The 20,211-nt window shown below is 64.2% G+C and carries 16 protein-coding genes; 9 read left to right on the forward strand and 7 right to left on the reverse strand.

Annotation, left to right across the window (positions count from 1 at the left end):
• The first annotated feature begins 461 nt into the window (after window positions 1–461).
• The 8 genes from AT699_RS31420 (at window position 462) to AT699_RS04725 (ending at window position 9,057) form a co-directional block, all read left to right on the forward strand.
• On the forward strand, window positions 462–1,172 hold the full coding sequence (locus AT699_RS31420; protein ID WP_145964672.1) for a hypothetical protein: 711 nt from the start codon (window positions 462–464) through the stop codon (window positions 1,170–1,172).
• Between the two features lie 660 nt (window positions 1,173–1,832).
• Complete coding sequence (locus AT699_RS31425) at window positions 1,833–2,672, forward strand: hypothetical protein (protein ID WP_131728260.1); 840 nt, start codon at window positions 1,833–1,835, stop codon at window positions 2,670–2,672.
• Between the two features lie 334 nt (window positions 2,673–3,006).
• Complete coding sequence (locus tag AT699_RS31430) at window positions 3,007–3,417, forward strand: hypothetical protein (RefSeq protein ID WP_127913771.1); 411 nt, start codon at window positions 3,007–3,009, stop codon at window positions 3,415–3,417.
• 100 nt (window positions 3,418–3,517) lie between these two features.
• On the forward strand, window positions 3,518–4,222 hold the full coding sequence (locus AT699_RS04705) for an ABC transporter ATP-binding protein (RefSeq protein ID WP_024067824.1): 705 nt from the start codon (window positions 3,518–3,520) through the stop codon (window positions 4,220–4,222).
• A gap of 18 nt (window positions 4,223–4,240) precedes the next feature.
• Complete coding sequence (locus tag AT699_RS04710) at window positions 4,241–5,431, forward strand: ABC transporter permease (protein WP_054499625.1); 1,191 nt, start codon at window positions 4,241–4,243, stop codon at window positions 5,429–5,431.
• A 10-nt stretch (window positions 5,432–5,441) separates the two neighbouring features.
• The gene (locus AT699_RS04715) at window positions 5,442–6,905 is read left to right on the forward strand and encodes a TolC family protein (protein ID WP_024067826.1); all 1,464 of its coding nucleotides are present in this window, start codon (window positions 5,442–5,444) and stop codon (window positions 6,903–6,905) included.
• A complete protein-coding gene (locus AT699_RS04720) occupies window positions 6,898–8,172 on the forward strand; it encodes an efflux RND transporter periplasmic adaptor subunit (protein WP_058207220.1) in 1,275 nt (424 codons plus the stop codon). The genes AT699_RS04715 and AT699_RS04720 overlap by 8 nt, the downstream gene beginning before the upstream one ends.
• 48 nt (window positions 8,173–8,220) lie before the next feature.
• Window positions 8,221–9,057, forward strand: a complete 837-nt coding sequence (locus AT699_RS04725; RefSeq protein ID WP_024067828.1) for a tRNA threonylcarbamoyladenosine dehydratase — start codon at window positions 8,221–8,223, stop codon at window positions 9,055–9,057.
• A gap of 43 nt (window positions 9,058–9,100) precedes the next feature.
• On the opposite strand, the gene AT699_RS04730 is transcribed toward AT699_RS04725, so the two are convergent.
• The 4 genes from AT699_RS04730 to AT699_RS31435 all read right to left on the reverse strand — a co-directional run bounded on the left by AT699_RS04730 (window position 9,101) and on the right by AT699_RS31435 (window position 11,433).
• Window positions 9,101–9,412 carry a non-heme iron oxygenase ferredoxin subunit gene (locus tag AT699_RS04730; protein WP_024067829.1) on the reverse strand — a complete coding sequence of 104 codons (312 nt, stop codon included), beginning with the start codon at window positions 9,410–9,412 and terminating at the stop codon, window positions 9,101–9,103.
• 15 nt (window positions 9,413–9,427) lie between these two features.
• Window positions 9,428–9,901: an aromatic-ring-hydroxylating dioxygenase subunit beta gene (locus tag AT699_RS04735; RefSeq protein ID WP_049053759.1), complete on the reverse strand. Its 474-nt coding sequence runs from the start codon at window positions 9,899–9,901 to the stop codon at window positions 9,428–9,430.
• A gap of 2 nt (window positions 9,902–9,903) precedes the next feature.
• Entirely contained in the window at window positions 9,904–11,139 is a 1,236-nt protein-coding gene (locus AT699_RS04740; protein WP_053498310.1) for an aromatic ring-hydroxylating dioxygenase subunit alpha, read from the reverse strand.
• 126 nt (window positions 11,140–11,265) lie between these two features.
• Window positions 11,266–11,433 carry a hypothetical protein gene (locus AT699_RS31435; RefSeq protein WP_153228280.1) on the reverse strand — a complete coding sequence of 56 codons (168 nt, stop codon included), beginning with the start codon at window positions 11,431–11,433 and terminating at the stop codon, window positions 11,266–11,268.
• On the opposite strand from AT699_RS31435, the gene AT699_RS04745 reads away from it, so the two are divergent.
• Complete coding sequence (locus AT699_RS04745) at window positions 11,432–12,334, forward strand: LysR family transcriptional regulator (RefSeq protein ID WP_006388935.1); 903 nt, start codon at window positions 11,432–11,434, stop codon at window positions 12,332–12,334. The two genes, AT699_RS31435 and AT699_RS04745, sit on opposite strands and share 2 nt — an antisense overlap.
• Window positions 12,335–12,368: 34 nt before the next feature.
• On the opposite strand, the gene AT699_RS04750 is transcribed toward AT699_RS04745, so the two are convergent.
• The 3 genes from AT699_RS04750 to uvrA all read right to left on the reverse strand — a co-directional run bounded on the left by AT699_RS04750 (window position 12,369) and on the right by uvrA (window position 19,982).
• Window positions 12,369–13,001 (reverse strand): aminotransferase class IV family protein, encoded by a 633-nt coding sequence (locus AT699_RS04750; protein WP_024067832.1) that lies wholly within the window; start codon window positions 12,999–13,001, stop codon window positions 12,369–12,371.
• A gap of 76 nt (window positions 13,002–13,077) precedes the next feature.
• Window positions 13,078–14,214 (reverse strand): aminodeoxychorismate synthase component I, encoded by a 1,137-nt coding sequence (locus AT699_RS04755; RefSeq protein ID WP_024067833.1) that lies wholly within the window; start codon window positions 14,212–14,214, stop codon window positions 13,078–13,080.
• An 8-nt stretch (window positions 14,215–14,222) separates the two neighbouring features.
• Window positions 14,223–19,982, reverse strand: coding sequence for an excinuclease ABC subunit UvrA (gene uvrA, locus AT699_RS04760; RefSeq protein WP_020925020.1), 5,760 nt, complete (start codon window positions 19,980–19,982; stop codon window positions 14,223–14,225).
• Between the last annotated feature and the right edge of the window lie 229 nt (window positions 19,983–20,211).

Raw genomic sequence — 20,211 nt, forward strand, 5'->3', positions numbered from 1 at the left:
TCGGTCCATATCCCCGTTACATCCTCGCCACGATGGTGGTGTATTACAACGATTAAGTAAGCCTCAGCGATAGCGACTTATCGAGATCTCGCGATAAATCGCTATCGAGCATGTTGGGTGCAATATGGGTATTGTGAGCCGATGCAAATCGCATGTGCAACGCGCTCAGCACCCAACTTTCATATTACGCATGCCAGCGGTGCCTATAGCATGGGCGGCCCACCTTGTGCTCTGTGTGGTGCTAGGCCCAGGTATTCATCTATTTGCTGGTTGCTCGGAACCCACGTTGGCAGATCGGCATCGTCAACTTTTGTGTGAGCCATGATCCGCGCATTAAAGCCGCCAATACCTGGAGATCCACTCGTGTGTTGCCCTTTTGGTATCACGCCTTTCTCATAAAGCAACGCGAGGACTGCTCGCTGTTTTAAATTGGAAGATAAAATTTCTCGCAGGAGTTTTCAATGCAGATATCTACTTCAACGCTAGTTGGCCCTCGCGCTCTGCTCGGAGTAAAAGATCCGTCGACGCGCCTCGCTACGGATGTGACTGATGAATCTACTTTCGCCGAAGTCATGGGTTCGGTTAAAGAGAATCATCTTGAAAGCCCGTCGGAATCGAAAGCCGTGATTCTGTCCGATGAAGCATTGGTCCTGGCAAATAAAGAAGCGGACGAGGACGCTGATCTCAGTTTGTTAGCGTGCTGGACACCAACTGAGTTGGCTCGATTTGATAGAAACTATACTGAGGAAGAGCGGTTTCAGCGCCTTGAGACTATGGTTTTTAATAGCGGATACTCTCCTGCGCATGATTGCACAGAGGCCATCTATGGAGGGCCGACTTATTATACGACCACGAGGGTACTTGTAACGCCTGAAAGTGAAGTTATCGATAGGCGACAGTCCGAGGCGTTCGTTGCCCAGTTGCAATCCATGTATAGAGCAGAAGTGGGGAAGGGTAGTTCGGCAATGGATATTTACAAGAAGATTGGTAAATTGATTTTGTCTCAACCCGATGATTTCGCTTATAGATTCGGATTTAGTGTCAAGTTTCGAGAGACGGTGGAGTCGATGCCTCAGTGGGGGGCTCGTGGCAATCCGTTCGAAGGGTGTGATGATTCCTTTTCGCTCAGGTATGACCCCCCCCTGATGAATCGGGCGTCGATACGTTGGTAAAAATAAAAGGGGGGATATCCCAAAAAACCATAATGCAGAAAGCCCATGACATGGAACGGGATAGGCAGTATTTTCTGATGGATTTGCTTTACGGAAACGCGGGGCATAAGTCGAAATTGGCATCTGGCCGTTGAATCTATTCTATTGACGTGGCTATTGAGGTTGTTCTTGTTCAGGGCGCAAAGATGTCGCACCGTCCGTTTATTCAAATCACCCATGTCAGCCATGCCTATCGCAAAGGCAGCCAATCAGTGAGCGTGCTGCGCGATGTGACATTTGAGATTCACCCCGGCGAAACCTGCGCGCTGCTTGGGCGTCCGGTTCCGGCAAGAGCACCTTGCTCAATATCCCGGGCTTGCTCGACCGGCTTTCGGCGGACCGGTTCCTACCTGGGAAACCCCGCTAGGGGGCAACTCCCGGCAACAGAAAAACCTCATCAGGTTGACTAGCCATTGCCGGGCGAATTGCTCCCTATGTGTGCAGTGAGTACCGCCTTCGGGTGGGTTGCCCGTACGTTACCTTTTCGGTCTGGCGCGTTTCTTATAAGGCAACGTCAAGGGCCACTCGCCGTTCTAGATTGAAAGATCCAATTCCTTGCCCTTGCGCCCATTTGGAGAACAGCCAATGGCATCAATGGCTTGAATCAATCAGGAGCTACTTGTGCAAGTATCCAATTCAACGCTGTCAGGTCCGAGCGGCCCGCTCGGCTTCAACTATTCGTCGACGCGGTTCACTACTGACGCGAATGGGGAAGCCCGCTTCACCGAAGTCATGGGTTCTGCGAAGCAAAAATATATCGAAAGCTCCCCCGCATCGAAGGCCGTGACCCTGTCTGATAAGGCGGTGGCGCTGTCAAATAAGGAGTCGGAAGATAAGGATGCAGACCTCAGCTTGTTGACGGCCTGGACACCTGAAGAGTTGGCTCGCTTTGCTAACAACTATACCGAGGAGGAACGGTATCAACGGCTCGAGACTTGGGCTTTCTTCGGCGATGGGGCCGCATGTGACTGCAGCGACGCAATTTATGGGGGGCCGGATTACTACGCGACTACGAGAATTCCGATCACTCCTGAAAGTAAAATGATCGATAAACGACAAGCCGATGCGTGCAATGCCGAATTGAAAGCCATGTATGCCGCCGAGAAGGCAAAGGGCAGTTCAGCAATGGATATCTATAAAAAAATGGGGCATGTGATTTTGTCTCAGCCGAACGATTTCGCCTACAGATTCGGATTGAGTGTCAAGTATCGTGAAGCGGTAGAGTCAATGGATCCGTGGGGAGGTCACGGGAATCCGTTCGTTAATGGTATTACGTCCATCACGTATGTCCCACCAGATGAATCAGACGCTGGGACGCCTACGCAGACAAAGGATGAAATTTCCCGAAGCGTGTTGCAGCACAAAGTGCATGCTATGGAACGGGACAGGCAATACCTGCTGATGGATTTGCTTTATGGAAAATTGGGTCATACGTCGAAGGCATCCAATCGCTCGGTATAGATTATTAATTTCAGAGTGGCACGCTCTTATGTGCCTTTCCGAAAAAAACCCGATGCGTTCCGTCGGGTTTTTTTATGATCGTGACTCAATCTGATTTTTCTCTTTGATGTAGCGACGGTCCGCTAAGCAATGATGGGATTTTTCATGGTCTGACCAATTCGGTCGCGCGTGTTCCAAAAATAACAATATGCAATCCCATTGTGGTGCTCAAATTGAGTTGCAGGTTATCAACCTGTCGTCCTGTATGTTGATCGGGCCTCGCCAGCAAAAGCCGGGGAAGTTCAGCATCAGCCGATGATCGATACGAAGTTCACTTTTTTTTGGAAGAGATTTTATGAAGAATGGATTGCTGAATGCGTTGATGGCTGCTTCGCTGCTGTTCTCCGGTAGCGCATTCGCCGGGGATTATGTTTGGTCCGCTGATAATGGTAGCGACTCCGTGTCAAGGAAGGGGGCGACAACAATTGTTATGTATCGGCCGGCTAATTTTCTCGTCTCACCCTCGGGTAAAAAAATAAAGGGTGTGCAAGTGCAGCTTCGAGATAGCGCCCAGGCGGATGTATCGATGCAGGTTTGCTACGGTAATACAGTTAATTGCCTTCCGATATCCTACGATGGGAGGATTTACCAATATTTTGTTGGCAGTCCTGCCGATAATACGTTCTATGTCAAATATACCGGTACGGGTGCCGGGCCGTACCCCAGGTACATAATTTCCTCGATGGTGGTGTATTACAACGACTAAGCAAGTTCCGATCGATAGTGGGTCATTGCCGGTTTGGCTATAACCCGCTATCGAATACATTTGAATCGATTTGGACCTTTTGACTGATGCGGCTTGCAAGATGCTGCACCATCCGCTCATTCACGTCACACATGTCAGCCATGCCTATCGCATGAGCAGCCAATCCGTATCCGTGCTACGGGACGTGACGCTCGGGATCCATCCTGGCGAAACCTGCGCGCTGCTTGGGGCGTCCGGTTCCGGCAAGAGCACCTTGCTCAATATCCTGGGCTTGCTCGACCGGCCGTCGGCCGGCCAGTTCCTGTTTCGCGGACGCGACATGCTGGGTATCGACGAGAACGCCCGCGCCTGGGTTCGCAATCGAGAGATCGGGTTTGTTTTTCAGTCCTTCAACCTGTTGCCCCGTATGAACGCCCTCGATAACGTTGCCTTGCCACTGTTCTATCGTGGTATCCCGCGAGCCCAGGCGCGGGCCACGGCCACGGATTGGCTTCGTCAAGTTGGATTGGCCGATCGCGGCGGGCATCTCCCTGCCGATCTCTCCGGCGGGCAGCGCCAGCGGGTCGCCATTGCCCGTGCCTTGGTTGGCAATCCCTCCGTCATTCTTGCGGACGAACCGACCGGTAATCTGGATCAGGCTTCAGCCGAGAGCATCATGGCCTTGCTCATGGGGCTGAACCGCGAGCGGGCGGTCACGATCGTGATGGTGACGCATGACGCCAACCTGGCCGCTCGCTTCTCGCGCCAGATTCATGTGCGCGACGGTGTATTGCATGAACCCTGCCATTGCGACGAAAGGCGTTGATTTCCGGTGTTCCGGTGCATGCGCGGTCCATCGCTGACGCAAACTGCGCTGCAAGCGGCTGACAGCCTGCGCCAGATGGGTCGCAGGGCCTTGTTGGCTTTGCTCGGCATCGTGGTCGGCAGCACCGCCATCATCGCGCTCCTGAACATCGGGCATAGCGCCGCCGAACAGGTGATGCGCATGTTCAAGGACATGGGTACGGACGTCCTGGTGGTGACTTTCCCGGTGACGGGCGCCAAGCCGCGCGCGCTGCCCCGCACGCTGGATGCCGGCGCGTTGGCGCAAGCCGTGCCGGGCATCCGCCATGCGGCGCCCCTGTCGGTCTACAACGTGCCGCTGCGTTTCCCGGGGCGTACGATGGTTCCCAGGATCGTAGGCACGACGCCGGATCTTGCCGCCGCGATGAATCTGCGCATGGATCGCGGCCGTTTCCTGTCGCCGTTCGATCGTCATGCCACGTTTGCCGTCGTGGGTGCGGAAATCGCGCGTGAACTGGGCAGTCCGGCGCATCCGCTCGCCCTGGGTGCCTCGCTGCAAATTGGCGGCTACTTCTATCAGGTCATCGGCGTCGCGCGCAGCATGAAGGGGAATCCGCTGATTCCGGTCGATGCGGACCGATCGGTGATCGTTTCCATTGAAGGGCTGCACCGATTGTTTCCCAAGCCTGAACTCGGCGCCATCCTGGCCAAGGCGACGCCTATGGCCGACCTTGTGGAAACGGCCAGCGCGCTGCGCGAGTATGTCGGCACGCAGGTGCCCGGCAGGGAGGTCCAGGTGGATATTCCCCGGCAGTTGATCGACGGTCTCGAGCGCCAATCCCGAACCTTTTCATATCTGCTCGCGGGGCTGGGCGCGATCTCATTGCTGGTGGGCGGCGTGGGCGTGATGAACGTGATGCTGATGAGTGTCTCCGAAAGGCGGCGCGAGATCGGCGTTCGCCTGGCGCTCGGGGCGACCCGGCGCGACATCCGCCTGTTGTTCCTCGCCGAGGCGGGTCTGTTGGCCATGGTGGGCGCGGCGCTGGGCGCAGTGTTCGGCGTTGGCGCGGCCTACGCTTTTGCGCGCTACTCCGGTTGGGATTTCGTGCTGGCGCCCGCATCCTTGCCCTTGGGGATGGGCACGGCGCTGCTGACGGGGTTGTTCTTCGGTTGGTATCCGGCCGTCGCGGCTTCGCGGCTGGAGCCTGTCCAGGCCTTGCGCGATGCGTAGTGCGGCGCGGATGCTCATCGTGGCGCTTGGGTTGGCGGCGCTGTCACCCGTGGCACGCGCGGGTGATGAGCCGTTGCCGTCTCGCCCGACCATGCCGTATCAGGCGCCGGCCGTGGTGGGCCAGGGCGTCGTCGATCTGACCTTGACCGATGCCGTCTTTCTCGGCTTGCGCGCCAATCGCGGCATACGCAGCGCCTACCTGACCCGCGTGGCGCAGAAGTTCGACCTGCGCGTGGCCGAGGATTTCTTTTCGCCCAAGCTTCTCGTTACCGGACAGATCACCGGCAACCGCAATCAGGACGACCGTTCGCGGCAGGGGGTGCTTTCGCCCGCGGCGACGATGGTGGGGGAATTCGGCACGCGTTTCAGCCTGGGTTGGACCAGCCAATTGAGCAAGGCCAACCGGGCGGGCGGGTTCCGGGACGACGGCGTCACGCTCGCGATCATCCAACCCTTGCTGCGCGGCGCGGGCCGCGAGGTGGCAACCGCGCCCTTGCGCATGGCGCGCTTGATCGAGCAAAGCAATCGGCTGGCCTTGCAGGATTCGGTTTCCCAGACCGTCACGCAGATCGTCCAGGCCTACTGGCAATTGATGCGGGCGCAGGAGCAAGTCACCCTCGCCAAGGCGGCATTGCAGCGTTCCCAAGCGCTTCTGGAGATCAACCAGGCGCTGATCGCCGCCGGACGCATGGCGCGGGTCGACCTGGTGCAGACGGAGGCCGATGTGGCCGCCCAGGAGTTCAATGTCGAGAATGCCGATAACGATCTCAACGCCAGCCGATTGATGTTGCTGCAACTGCTGGCCCTGGATCTGCGCAGCCGGATCCGGGCCAGCGACACGCCTGGGAAAAAGCCCTCGACGCTCGGCGTGCAGGATGCCCAGCGCATCGCGTTGACGCACCAACCGCGCTATTTGCAGCAGGTGATCGCCCGGGAACAGGCCGATATCAATCTTGTGGTCGCGCGCGACAACCGCCTGTGGGATGTTTCCCTGATGGGCGGCGCCAGCCAAGGGCGGACAAGGCGATCGAGCCATTCGGAGCCGGTGTCCGATCGCCATTGGGACGGGTATGTGGGTGTCCAGGTCCAGATACCGATCGGGGACCTGAGCGCGCGACAGGCTGCCGTCCATGCAAAAGCCGACGCGGACAACCAGGCGCTGCTGCTCGAGGACGCCGAACAGCAGTTGACGCTGGACGTGAACAACGCGGTGCGGGAAGTGGCCTCGCGATGGCGCCAGTACGAAATCGCGGGGCGCGTCCGCGATCTTTCACGCAAGAAGCTCGAGATCGAACACCAGAAACTGCAGGCAGGACGATCGAGCAATTTTCAGGTGCTGGCCTTTGAAACCGATCTACGCGGGGCGGAGAACGCCCGACTCAATGCCTTGATCGGCTATCTGGATGCACAGGCGCAGCTGGACCTGAAGCTTGGCATGACATTGCAAAGTTGGGGTATCTCGCTGAATGACTAAGCTCTTTGCCTATAAATCCGGCCTGATGGCGGCGGGCGTGGCCCTGCTTGCCGTCGCGGCGATCGCCTTTGCATGGCATCGGCCGCCTGGCGGCAGGGCGCAAGATAAACCCTCGCCCTGGACATTGGTTTCTCCTCGGCCGGTCGAGATTCGTCTGGGCGTGGCGGGAAAGATCGTTTCGGCGCAGATCGTCACAATCACGGCACCTTTCGATGGCAATATCAAGTCGCTTGAGGTGTCGGAAGGGCAGCGGGTGGAGGCGGGCCAGCGCCTGCTCGAGATGGATGTGACCCAACTCGACATACAGCGACGCCAGGCGCTGAGCGAACAGATCAAGGCGCGCAAGGTCCTGAGCGACATCGATCACTGGGAGTCGGGCCCTGACGTCGCCCGCGCTCGTCAAACCCTGTCGAGCGCGCGTCTCAGCGTGAGCGACACGCATCAGAAGCTGGTTGAGACCAGGCAGCTCTATGAGCGCGGAATCGTGCCCCGCATGGAGCTGGATGCTTTGATCCAGCAGGAAAAGATGCAATCCCTGTCGGTGGCCTCGGCAGAGGCGGAACTCGCCAACGCCCGGGAACGCGGCAAGGGGCAAGCGCGGCAACTCGCGGAAATGGAACTGGCCAATGCCACGGCCAGGCTCAATGCGCTGGCCGATGAGGCCTCGGGCGGGGTGGTGGCGCCGTTTTCCGGCGTTGTGGTCCGAGTTCCGGGCAACGTCGATGGCAGGCAGGATGCCGCGGGAGCGCCATTGCAGGCGGGTACGAAGGTAGGGCAGGGCCAGGGGCTCTTGGCCATCGCCAACGTCGCGCGGGTCCATGTCGTGGCCAAGGTCGACGAGACGGATCTGAATCAGCTGCGTCCAGGCCAGCCGGTGGAAATACGTGGCGAAGGATTCAGGGACCTGGCGCTTTCCGGCGAATTGAAATCGATCGGGGTGCAGGGACTCGAAGGAGACTCGCAGGCGGGCACGATGTATCCGGTAGTGATTGCATTGCCGCCGCTGACGGCGGCGCAACAGGCGGTGGTGCGGCTGGGAATGACGGCGAGCGCCTCGATCGTGATATTTCATGATGAGCAGGCGATGGTGGTGCCGGCCACGGCGATTCGTACCGACGCGGGAAAGAGCCTTGTCCGGTTTCGCGAATCGGCAAGCTCCCCCGAGCGGTCGGTCGTGGTCTCGGCCGGGCCGGCCACGCCGGACGGGGTGGTCGTGACGGGCCTTGCACCGGGTTATGTCCGGGATGAATGGCAACCTTCGCCCTGAAAAGACACGGGGGGATCGCCCGACGCGCGCCCATATAAAATACCCCCCATGACCGCTCCAGAAGAAAAAGCCGACATCGCCCGCCGCTTCGGCAGCCTGTCCCGCCTCTACGGCCCCGACGCTCCCGCCCGCCTCCAGAACGCCCACATCGCCGTCGCCGGCCTGGGCGGCGTAGGCTCGTGGACGGTCGAAGCGCTGGCCCGCTGCGGCGTCGGCGCCCTGACGCTGATCGACCTGGACCACATCGCCGAATCCAACGTCAACCGGCAGATCCACGCCCTGACGCAGACCCTGGGACAATCCAAGGTGGATGCCATGGCCGAACGCATCCTGGCCATCAATCCCGAATGTCGCCTGACCCGTGTGGACGACTTCGTTTCTCCGGAAAACGTCGCGCAAGTGCTGCCCGGCCCCTACAGCGCCATCATCGACTGCACCGACCAGGCCGCCGCCAAGATCGCCATGATCCTGCATGCGCGGGCCCTGGGGACTCCGATGCTGCTGTGCGGCGGCGCCGGCGGCAAGACCGATCCGCTGGCGTTGCGCGCCGGCGACCTGTCGGCCGCGGTCAATGACGCCTTGCTGTCCAAGCTGCGCAACAAGCTGCGGCGCGAACACGGGTTTCCGCGCGCATCGGACAAGAATGGCAAGGCGCTTAAGCGCGTGCCGAAGATGGGGATTCATGCCCTGTGGTTCGATCAGCCCGCCATCCTGCCCGATGAATGGACGCGGCAGGCCGAGGCCGAGGACGATATGGGCGCCTCGGCGCAGGCCGTGGCGCCGCAGGGGTTGTCCTGCGCAGGCTATGGCTCGGTGGTCACCGTGACCGCGGCCATGGGCATGGCGGCCGCCAACGAGGCCTTGCGGCTGGCGTTGCAAGGCTAGCTGGGCGGCGACGGGCCCGTCACGGAACGCCGCCGCGCCCGGGTCACAGCGCCACGAACACCACGCCGTCCTCGATCCTGACCGGATAGGTCGCCAGGTTGTCGCGCAGCGGCGAACAGAGCGCGCGGCCGTCGCGCACGTCGAAGCGGCCCTGGTGCAGCGGGCACTCGATCTCGTGGCCCGTCAGGAAGCCGTCGCACAGGCGCGCATTGCCGTGCGTACAGAGGTTGTCGGTGGCGTAGACGTTGCCTTCCACGCCGTACAGCGCGATCTCGCGGTCGCCCGCCTGCACGGCGATCACGTCTTCGTCCGGCACGTCGGCCAGCGCGATGGCCTTGATCCAGTTCGTACTCATGTCTTGGTGTCCTGGTCAGATGGGGTAGATCAGCGAATTCGGGATCAGCTCGCTGTCGAAGATGCACAGGCGCGACTCGAACTTCAGCCCGTCGGGCGTCTGCCGGATCACGTCCAGGTAGCGGCCGACGTTGTAGACCGTGGTCAGCTGGTTCGGCTTGGTGCGGAACACCGCGTAGTTGGCTTCCGATTCGATGCGGTCGCCCTGCACCGACAGCACGCGCGGCGCGCCGACCACGTGGCGCTGGTAGTAGGGGTCGTGGAAGATGGTGTCGGTGGCGCCGTAGATGCGATCCTTGAGCATGCCGCGGCTCTCGAACGACATGGTCGCCAGCGGATAGCCGCGCTCGTGGTTCTCGCGCGGCAGCACCTTGTAGACGCAGTCCTCCAGGAAGAACTCCGGCCATTGCTCCCATTGCTCGGCGTCGAGCGCGGCGGCGTAGTCGGCGTACAGCCGGGTCAACTGGTAGTAGAGGGGAAAGTCCAGCATGTTCACGCCTCCGCTTCCATCACGCGGCGCCAGTAGGCGTACATCCCGCGGATCAGGGTTTCGGTCACCATGTGGTCGGTGTTCTCGGCGGTCTTGCCGCCCAGTTCGGCCACGCTGCGGTGCCAGGGCTTCTGCGCGAAGCCCGATTGCGAGAATTCGATCACTTCGCCATCGTCCGCCGAGACGAAGCCGGCCGGGCCGAACAGGTTGGCCTGGCGCAGGCGGCGCTGTGTCATCTCGGGGGTGTCGTCGGCGAAGCCGAAGTGGGTCCAGACGAAGTCGAAGGCGTCGTGGCCGACCGGCTGGATGTGGCGCGTGGACAGCGAGTTGACCTGCTGCTGGATGATGACGCTGGGGAACAGCGTCATCAGCACGGCGGTGGGGCCGTTCCACCAGGGTTCCGGCACGATGTCCAGGAAGCGGTCATCGTTCAGCGTCATCTGTTCCTTGAAGCTGGACACGCCGCTGGTGACGCTGCCCTTGCCGCCCTGGCCGCGGGTCGAGATCATGGCCGCGTGGCGGAAATGGCGGTCCATCTTCAGTTCCGAGCGGTTGTCGGCGCGCCACAGGCCGAAGGTGACGAACCAGGTGTGAAGCAGGCCGGGGTGGTACGGGTCCTTGATGTTCTCCTGCATCAGCTTCCAGTTGCCCGGGATGCGCTGGCGGCTGTAGCCGTGGATGACCAGTTGGCGGCCGTCGAAGACGCGGTCGAAGTAGTGCAGGATGTCCGGGCCCAGGTAGTCTTCCAGCGGCTCGACGTCGTGGTCGAACGAGGCGAACACCACGCCGTTGCGGCAGGCCACGGCCAGCTTGGTCAGGCCGTGATCCTCCGGCTTGAAATCGGGCGGCATGCCGCCATTGACGCGGCCGTCCTGCTTGACGCCGCGGCGGAACGGCACGCCGATCAGGTTGCCCTGCAGGTCGTAGTTCCACTGGTGGTAGGGGCAGACGAACTCGCTGCGGTTGCCGGAACGTTCGCGGCAGAACTGCACGCCGCGATGGGCGCAGACGTTCTCCACCACGCGCACCTGACCGTCGTTGTCGCGCAGCAGGATGACGGAACGCTCGCCCACGGCGGTGCGCTTGAAGTCGCCGGGATTGGGGATTTCCGCTTCCAGGCCGACGTAGCTCCAGTGGCCGCGGTAGAAGAAACGCTCCAGCTCGCGCTGGTGCAGGGCGGCGTCGGTGTAGACGCCGAAGGGAATGCGGTGGCTGCCGTCGCCCTGCCAGGGGGGCATGAACGACAGCGGCTGTTCGCGGGCGGCGCTGGCGGGGCAGGCAGAGTTGGCGGCGGCGCCGGCGATCGCGTCCGGCGCGCTATCCAGGGGAGTGTTCATCGGCGGCCTCCGGCGAGGCGGCCGCGCCTACAGGGCGTGACGGGGGGATGGCGCATGGTTGTCTCCTTCATCCATCGGAGCCTGCGCGACATCGGCGCAGGCGTTTGTTGCATCATCGGCCAGGGTGTGAAATAAATAAATAGAATCTGGATGATGACAACAATCACCAAAATAAATATTGGTGGAGACAAGCATGAACCTGCAAGACATGGACTTGAACCTGCTGGTCGTGTTCAACGAGCTGTGCAAGCACGGCCGGGTGTCGGCGGTGGCGCAGAACCTGGGCATCTCGCAGCCGGGGGTCAGCAACGCGCTGGGGCGGTTGCGCAAACTGCTGGGCGACGAGCTGTTCCTGCGCACCTCGCGCGGCATGGTGCCCACGCCCTATGCCGAGGCGCTGGCGCAGCCGATCGCCGACGCGCTGGCGGCGCTGCACGGCACGCTCAATGCGCGCGCCAGCTTCGATCCTGCGCGCAGCGAGCGCGCCTTCGTCATCGGCGTCAACGACGTCGGCGAGACCTACTTCCTGCCGCGCCTGATGCGGGCGCTGGACGATGCCGCGCCCGGCGTCACCATCCGCACGGTGCGCACCACCTCGATCGACGTGAAGGACGAGATGGAGCGCGGTCGCATCGACCTGGCGATGGGCTTTTTGCCGGGCCTGAAGCACGGTTTCTTCCAGCGCCGGCTGTTCCGCCAGCCCTATGTGTGCATCTTTCGCGAGGATCATCCGCTGGCGCGCACCGGCGTGTCGGCGCGGCAGTTCCGCGCCGCCGAGCATGTCGCCATCGTGTCGGAGGGCACCGGCCACGGGGTGGTGGACCAGGTGATCGAGCAGGCCGGCATCCGCCGGCGCCTGCGCCTGACGGTGCCGCATTTCATGGCGGTGGGGCCGGTGCTGCAGGCCACCGACATGATCGCGGTGGTGCCGCGGCGCTTCGCCGATTGCGCCTGCAAGCCCTTCGGCCTGGCCACCGCGCCCTGTCCGGTGAAGATCCCCGAGTCCGTCATCAACGTGTTCTGGCACGCCCGCAACCACCGCGAGCCGGCCAACCAGTGGCTGCGGCAGGTGGTGGTGGAGCAGTTCGCGGATTAGGGGACCGCGTACTCACCGCCCGGCGCGGCGGGATTCAGGTTTCGCGCAGCGTGACCTTGAACCAGCCGCGCAGGGCGTTGGACAGCCGGATCTCGTCGGCCGCGTGCAGGTCGGCCAGGGTCAGCACGCGTTCGCTGACGTTGCCGGTATCGAGCAGTTCGGCGCGCTGCACGCCGGGCAGGCAGCCGCTGTCGACCGGCGGCGTGTACCAGTCGCCATCCAGGCGCAGGTAGACGTTGCTGCGGCTGCCTTCGCACAGCTCGCCGCGTTCGTTCAGGTAGACCAGGTCGAAGATGTGCGGATGGGCCGGCAGCCATTCGATGGTCTTGGTGTACCAGGGCCGGTAGGTGGTCTTGTAGCGCAGCAGCGGTTCGGAGGAGCGCAGCGCCTCGGGAGCCAGCATGATTTCCTGCGCCGCCGGCAACGGCGGCAGCATGGCAGTCTGGATGTGGCGGCTGCCGTCGCGCGCGACCAACAGGCGCAGGCGGTGCGAGCCGGGGGTGTTCAGGCTGAGCGCGGCGATCATGATGTCGCTTTGCACCGCATTGCCGCCCCAGGTGTAGCCCAGCGCCTTGCAGGAATGCTCCAGGCGGTGCAGGTGGCGCGCCAGCAGCGGCACGCGGCGCTCGGCGTCGACCAGGATGGTCTCGATCAGTTCGGGTTGCATGCGGGCTCCTGGTAAACGGCGGGCGAAGGAGGGCGGGGCCGGGGTCTATCCTACCCCGTGGACACGGATTGCGCACTCAGGCGCGCAGGATGCGGGCCTTCCAGTGGCATTCCTGCCATTCCTCGGCCGGTTCGGAGTCGTGCACGATGCCGCCGCCGACGCTGTAAACGCCATGGCCGGCCGCATCCAGCACCAGCGTGCGGATCGCCACGTTGAGCGAGAAGTCGCCGTCCGGCGCCAGCCAGCCGATGCTGCCGCAATACAGACCGCGCGGCGCGGCCTCCATTTGCCGGATGCGGCGCATGGCGGCGACCTTGGGCGCGCCGGTGATGGAGCCGCACGGGAACAGCGCGCGCAGCACGTCCTCGAGCGTGGCGTGCGGCGCCTGCGCGGACACGGTCGAGGTCATGGTCCAGACGGTGGGATAGCGTTCCAGCGAGAACAGCGCCTCGACCTTGACCGAGCCGGGCTCGGCCAGCCGGCCCAGGTCGTTGCGCAGCAGGTCGACGATCATCAGGTTCTCGGCGCGGTTCTTGTCGCTGGCCAGCAGCGCCTGGCCCAGGCGCTGGTCCTCGGCCGGATCGGGGTGGCGCGGCGCCGTGCCCTTCATCGGCCGGGTGGTCAGTCGCGGGCCGCGACGGGCCACGAACAGTTCGGGCGAGAACGACAGCACCGTGCGCGCGCCGTCCTCGATGTAGGCGCCGTGCGCCACCGGATTGCGGGCGGCGATGCGGCGATACAGCGTGGCCGCGTCGCCCTGGTACTGCACGTCCAGCGGCTGGGTGTAGTTGACCTGGTACAGCTCGCCGGCGCCGATCAGTTCGCGGATGGCGTCGATCTGGCGCACGTAGCCGGCCTCGGTCATGCGCGGCGTGGGGATGCTGAGGGCGGCCGGCGGGCTGTCGGCGTCGGGCGCGTCCCATGGCGTTTCGTCGATCTGGCGCTCGAACACCAACGCCGTCAGGCGCGCCCGGCCGTCATCATGCGGCGGCGTCCAGGGACCGGCGGGCGCGGGCCGGGTGGCTTCGGGCAACAGCCATTCGCCGAGCTCGTAGTCCAGCAGCAGTGCGACCCAGTGTCCGCGCTGGCGCGCCGCGTCGATGGCGGCCAGCGCGGGGCCGACCTCGGCCGCCGCGCGCGCCTCGATACGGGCCAGGAAGCCGTCCAGCCGCAGGGCGCGGCCGGCCAGCCGGTCTTCAAAACGACAATGCATGACGCTCTTTATTGTTGTGCCAGGAACTCCGTCAGCACCCGGCCCGTGTGGGAGTGGTCGCGCAAGGTCATGACGTGTTCCGGCGACCCCTGCGCCACCAGCTTGCCGCCGCCGGTGCCGCCCTCGGGGCCCAGGTCCAGCAGCCAGTCGGCCTCGGCGATGACGTCGAGATTATGCTCGATCACCACCACCGTATTGCCGGCTTCCACCAGGCGGTGCAGCACGTGGATCAGCTTTTCCACGTCGGCCATCGACAGGCCCACGGTCGGCTCGTCCAGCACGTACAGCGTGTGCGGGATGCGCGAGGCGCGGCCGGTCTTGATCAGGCCGTCGGTCAGGCGCGCCTTGGACAGCTCGGTCACGAGCTTGATGCGCTGCGCCTCGCCGCCGGATAGCGTCGGCGACGGCTGGCCCAGCGTCAGGTAGCCCAGGCCGACGTCCTGCATCAGTTGCAGCGGGCGATGGATCTTGGGATGGGCGGCGAAGTATTCGATGGCGTCATCGACTTCCATGGCCAGCAGCTCGCCGGCGTTCTTGCCACGCATCTGCACGCTCAGCGTGTCGCTGTTGAAACGCGCGCCGTTGCAGGCGTCGCACGGCACCTTCACGTCGGGCAGGAAGTTCATTTCGATGGTGCGCATGCCCTGGCCTTCGCAGATCGGGCAGCGGCCGTCGCCGGTGTTGAACGAGAAGCGCGCCGAGGTCCAGCCGCGCATGCGCGCTTCGCGCGTGTCGGCGAACTGCTTGCGCACGTCGTCCCAGAAGCCGACGTAGGTCGCCGGGCACGAACGCGGCGTCTTGCCGATCGGGGTCTGGTCCACTTCCAGCACGCGGTCGATCGCTTCCCAGCCCTTGATGCTTTCGCAGCCGGCCCAGCCGGGCGCCTTGCCCTGCGAGACGGCCTGCATCAGGTTGTCCAGCAGCACTTCGCGCGCCAGCGTCGATTTGCCGGAACCGGACACGCCCGTGACCACGCTCAGGCGGCCGACCGGGATCTTGGCGTCGACGCTGCGCAGGTTGTGCAGGCGCGCGCCCTTGATCTCGATCATGGGCGTGTCGGCCTCGACCGGACGGCGGCCTTGCAGCGGGTGCTGCAGCGGCTTGGCCAGGTAGCGGCCGGTGACGGATTCGGGCGCGTCGATCAGGTCCTGCGCGCTGCCCTGCGCCACCACGCGGCCGCCGCGGATGCCGGCGCCGGGGCCGATGTCGATGATGTGCGAGGCGCGGCGGATGGTGTCGTCGTCATGCTCGACCACCACCAGCGTGTTGCCGTTGCCTTCCAGGCGCGCCAGCGCGTCCAGCAGGATGCGGTTGTCGCGCGGGTGCAGGCCGATGGTGGGCTCGTCCAGCACGTAGCAGACGCCTTGCAGGTTCGAGCCCAGCTGCGCCGCCAGCCGGATGCGCTGCGCCTCGCCGCCCGACAGGGTGGGGGCGGCGCGGTCCAGCGCCAGGTAGTTCAGGCCGACTTCCTGCATGAAGTTCAGGCGGCCGCGGATCTCGGTGAGGATGTCGCGGGCGATCTCGCCTTCGCGGCCGCGCGCCACCAGTCCGGTGAAGAAAGTATGCGCGTCCGATACCGGCAGCGAGGCCAGCTCGGCGATCGACTTGTCGCGCCAGCGCACGGCGCGCGCGACGCGGTTCAGGCGCTGGCCGTCGCACTGTGTGCAGACCTTGGCCTCGCCCTCGTACCAGGCGTTCCAGGCGGTTTCCTCGCCGGTCTGTTCTTCGTCGAAGCCCTGCAGTTGCAGGCCGGTGCCGAAGCAGCCGGTGCACCAGCCATGCTTGGAGTTGTACGAGAACAGGCGCGGATCGGGCTCGGGGAAGCTGGTGCCGCACGAGGGGCAGGCGCGCTTGACCGAGAAGTGCTGCTGCTGCAGTTCGCTGTTCAGCGCCTCGTGCAGCTTGTCCACCGGCCACACCACCGACATCACGCCCTGGCCGTTTTCCAGCGCGCTCTTGACCGCGGCGCGCAGGTCGGCCTCGTTGGCCGGGTCGACCACCACGTCGGCCACGGGCAGTTCGATGGTGTGTTCCTTGTAGCGGTCCAGGCGCGGCCACGGCGCCACCGGGATGAATTCGCCGTCGACCCGCAGGTGCGTGTGGCCCTTGGAGCCGGCCCACTTTGCCAGGTCGGTGTAGTAGCCCTTGCGCGCGGTGACCAGCGGCGCCAGCAGGCCGATGTGCTCGCCCTTGCGCTCGCGCAGCAGGCGCGCCACGATCTGGTCGGTGTTCTGCGGTTCGACCGCGACGTTGCAGTCCGGGCAGTACTGCGTGCCCAGCTTCACGTACAGCAGCCGCAGGAAGTGGTGGATCTCGGTCATCGTGGCCACGGTCGACTTGCGGCCGCCGCGGCTGGTGCGCTGCTCGATGGCCACGGTGGGCGGGATGCCGAAAATGGCGTCCACATCCGGCTTGCCGGCAGGCTGCACGATGGCGCGGGCGTAGGCGTTGAGCGATTCGAGATAGCGGCGCTGGCCTTCGTTGAACAGGATGTCGAAGGCCAGGGTCGACTTGCCCGAGCCGGACACGCCGGTGATCACCGTGAACTTGTCGCGCGGGATCTCGACGCTGACGTTCTTCAGGTTGTGTTCGCGCGCGTTGCGGATCTCGATCGCCATGTTGTCCTGGCGGCGCTTGCGCATGACGGATTGCAGCGGCGTGCCTTCGCCGGCGCCATAGGCGGCAGTGGGCTCGGCGATGCGGGCCGTCAGGCCGGCCTGCTCGGCTTCCTGCGCGTCGATGTCGCTGCTGACCACCACGTCGGCCGGCAGGATGCTGACTTCGTAGTCGCGCAGCGCCGCGCCGGTGTGCGAGGCGGGGTTGGCCATCAGGTCCTGCGGCGTGCCGACGCCGATCACCAGGCCGCCGGCGTCGCCGCCTTCGGGGCCCAGGTCGATCAGCCAGTCGGCCGCGCGGATCACGTCCAGGTTGTGCTCGATGACCAGCAACGTGTGGCCCGCGGCCAGCAGCTTGCGGAAGGCGCGCATCAGGCGCGCGACGTCATCGAAGTGCAGGCCGGTGGTGGGTTCGTCGAACAGGAACAGGCTGCCTTTCTTGGCGACCTTGGCGGTGGAGATGCCGCTGCGCGCCGCCTCGGCCAGGTGACCGGCCAGCTTCAGGCGCTGCGCCTCGCCGCCCGACAGGGTCGGCACCGGCTGGCCCAGCCGCACGTATTCCAGGCCGACGTCGGCCAGCGGCGCCAGGCCCGTCTGCACGTCGCGCAGGCCCTTGAAGAACTCCAGCGCCTCGCTCACGGTCATTTCCAGCACCTCGTCGATCGAGGCGCTCTTGCCCAGGTGCTCGACGCGCACTTCCAGCACTTCGGGGCGGAAGCGCTTGCCGTCGCAATCGGGGCAGCGCAGGTAGACGTCGGACAGGAACTGCATCTCGACGTGTTCGAAGCCGGTGCCGCCGCAGGTGGGGCAGCGGCCGTCGCCGCCGTTGAAGCTGAAGGTGCCGGCGGTGTAGGCGCGTTCACGCGCCAGCGGCGCCTGCGCGAACAGCTTGCGGATCGCGTCGAACGCGCCCACGTAACTGGCCGGGTTGGAACGCGCGGTCTTGCCGATCGGGGTCTGGTCGACCATGACGACGTCGGCGATCTGCTCGGCGCCCAGCAGGCGCTCGAAGGCGCCCGGCGCCTCCGACGGCTTGCCCTTCTGCTTGAGCAGGGCGGGGAACAGCACGTCCTGCACCAGCGTCGACTTGCCCGAGCCGGACACGCCGGTGACGCACACCAGTCGGCCCAGCGGCAGCTCGACCGAGACATTCTTGAGGTTGTGCGCGCTGACGCCTTCGAGCAGCAGGCGCGGCGTGTTGGCCGCCACCGGCATGGGGCGCGGCGCTTCGACGCGCTGGCGTCCGCCGAGATAGTCGCCGGTCAGCGTGCGGGCCGCGCGCAACTGCGCCGGCGTGCCGTCGAACACGATCTGGCCGCCGCGTTCGCCGGGGCCGGGGCCGATGTCGATGATGCGGTCGGCGGCCACCATGACCTGCGGGTCGTGCTCCACCACCACCAGCGTATTGCCGGCGTTGCGCAGCCGGTGCATGACCTCGACCACGCGGTGCATGTCGCGCGGGTGCAGGCCGATGGACGGCTCGTCCAGCACGAACAGCGTGTTCACCAGCGAGGTGCCGAGCGCGGTGGTCAGGTTGATGCGCTGCACCTCGCCGCCGGACAGCGTGCGGCTCTGGCGGTCCAGCGTCAGGTAGCCCAGGCCGACGTCGCACAGGAATTTCAGGCGCGCGCGCACCTCGGTCATGAGCAGGTCGGTGGCGGCGTCCAGCGCGCCTTCGAACGACAGCTTGTCGAAGAACGCGCGCACCCGTTCGATCGGCAGCAGCATCACGTCATGGATCGACAGGCCGTCCAGCTTGTCGAGCTGCTCGCGGCTCCAGTTGGCGCCGACCGGCATGAAGCGCTTGTAGCGGCCGTCTTCCGGCGGCAGCACGCTGTCGGCCTCGGCCTTGGTGCCCAGGCGCCACAGCAGCGCATCGGGCTTGAGGCGCGCGCCGTTGCAGGTGGGGCAGGGGGTGTAGCTGCGGTACTTGGACAGCAGCACGCGCACGTGCATCTTGTACGACTTGGTCTCGAGCCAGTCGAAGAAACGCTGCACGCCGTACCACTGGTGCTTCCAGGCGTCGTTGCCGCCCTTCCAGTCGGGCGTGCCGTACAGCACCCAGCGCTTGTGCTCCTCGCTCATGCTCTTCCACGGCACGCCCAGCGGGATGCCGGCGCGCGGCGCGTATTTCTGCAGGTCGTCCTGGCATTCCTTGTACGAGGGCGTGGTCCAGGGCTTGATGGCGCCTTCCAGCAGGGTCTTGTTCTCGTCGGGGATGACCAGGCCGAAGTCGATGCCGATCACGCGACCGAAGCCGCGGCAGGCCTCGCAGGCGCCCAGCGGCGAGTTGAACGAGAAGCTGCTGGGCAGCGGGTCGGTGTATTCGATGTTGCAGTCGGCGCAGTGCAGGCGGTCGCTGTACTTCCAGATGTGCGCGTCGGCGCCCTCGGCGTCCATGACGTACACGGCCAGGTGGCCGGCGCCCATGCGCAGTGCCGTATCCAGCGCTTCCATCACGCGTTCGCGTTCGGTGCCGGCGAAGCGGAAGCGATCCTGGATGACGTGCAGGATGCGGCGTTCCTCGGTGGCGGCCTTGGCCTTGCCCTTTTCCTTCTTGGCGCCCTTGGCCGGCGCGGTGGCGTTCGGCACGGCGGTTTCCTCGGCGTGCACGCGGGTATAGCCCTGCTGTTCGAGGAAGCCGCGCACTTCGTCTTCGGTGAAGTTGGCCGGCACGGCGATGGGGAAGGTCACCACCAGCCGCGGATCGCCGGCCGCGGCCGAGCGTTCGGCCAGCGAGCGGTGGATCGATTCCGGCGTGTCGCGCTGCACCACCTTGCCACAGCCGCGGCAGTGCAGGCGCGCGCCGCGCGCGAACAGCAGCTTGATGTGGTCATTGAGCTCGGTCATCGTGCCGACCGTGCTGCGCGAACTGCGCACCGGGTTGGTCTGGTCGATGGCGATGGCAGGCAGGATGCCTTCGATGCGATCCACCTGCGGCTTGTCCATGCGGTCCAGGAACTGGCGCGCATAGGGCGAGAAGGTTTCCACGTAGCGGCGCTGGCCCTCGGCGTAGAGCGTGTCGAAGGCCAGCGAACTTTTGCCGGACCCCGACACGCCGGTCACGACCACCAGTTCGCCGGTGGCGATGGTCAGGTCCAGGTTCTTGAGATTGTTCTGGCGGGCGCCAACGATGCGGATTTGGGAGCTCATGGACGGTATCGTAGCCTGAGGGAGGAGGCGGCCCCGGACGGCGGCCTGTGGCTGGTTCCGGGCGCGGCGATGTGGAATAATTGCCTATATCGTGAGGCATGTGTCCATAATGTGGTCAATCATGCGCTCCGCTGCTGTACAAATAAACAGTATCGCAGATTCATCTGAAATTGGCGCGATTTGCTTCGAGCGGCCCGCATTCTGCACGGGCATTGTTAACGCTGGGCAT

The organism is Achromobacter xylosoxidans, assembly GCF_001457475.1.
GTDB classification, from domain to species: domain Bacteria; phylum Pseudomonadota; class Gammaproteobacteria; order Burkholderiales; family Burkholderiaceae_B; genus Achromobacter; species Achromobacter xylosoxidans.

Coding starts and splice junctions, on each gene's coding strand:
- AT699_RS31420 (WP_145964672.1), top strand. CDS start 462: ATGCAGATATCTACTTCAACGCTAGTTGGCCCTCGCGCTCTGCTCGGA.
- AT699_RS31430 (WP_127913771.1), top strand. CDS start 3,007: ATGAAGAATGGATTGCTGAATGCGTTGATGGCTGCTTCGCTGCTGTTC.
- AT699_RS04705 (WP_024067824.1), top strand. CDS start 3,518: ATGCTGCACCATCCGCTCATTCACGTCACACATGTCAGCCATGCCTAT.
- AT699_RS04710 (WP_054499625.1), top strand. CDS start 4,241: ATGCGCGGTCCATCGCTGACGCAAACTGCGCTGCAAGCGGCTGACAGC.
- AT699_RS04715 (WP_024067826.1), top strand. CDS start 5,442: ATGCTCATCGTGGCGCTTGGGTTGGCGGCGCTGTCACCCGTGGCACGC.
- AT699_RS04720 (WP_058207220.1), top strand. CDS start 6,898: ATGACTAAGCTCTTTGCCTATAAATCCGGCCTGATGGCGGCGGGCGTG.
- AT699_RS04725 (WP_024067828.1), top strand. CDS start 8,221: ATGACCGCTCCAGAAGAAAAAGCCGACATCGCCCGCCGCTTCGGCAGC.
- AT699_RS04730 (WP_024067829.1), bottom strand. CDS start 9,412: ATGAGTACGAACTGGATCAAGGCCATCGCGCTGGCCGACGTGCCGGAC.
- AT699_RS04735 (WP_049053759.1), bottom strand. CDS start 9,901: ATGCTGGACTTTCCCCTCTACTACCAGTTGACCCGGCTGTACGCCGAC.
- AT699_RS04740 (WP_053498310.1), bottom strand. CDS start 11,139: ATGCCCCCCTGGCAGGGCGACGGCAGCCACCGCATTCCCTTCGGCGTC.
- AT699_RS04745 (WP_006388935.1), top strand. CDS start 11,432: ATGAACCTGCAAGACATGGACTTGAACCTGCTGGTCGTGTTCAACGAG.
- AT699_RS31435 (WP_153228280.1), bottom strand. CDS start 11,433: ATGCTTGTCTCCACCAATATTTATTTTGGTGATTGTTGTCATCATCCA.
- AT699_RS04750 (WP_024067832.1), bottom strand. CDS start 13,001: ATGCAACCCGAACTGATCGAGACCATCCTGGTCGACGCCGAGCGCCGC.
- AT699_RS04755 (WP_024067833.1), bottom strand. CDS start 14,214: ATGCATTGTCGTTTTGAAGACCGGCTGGCCGGCCGCGCCCTGCGGCTG.
- uvrA (WP_020925020.1), bottom strand. CDS start 19,982: ATGAGCTCCCAAATCCGCATCGTTGGCGCCCGCCAGAACAATCTCAAG.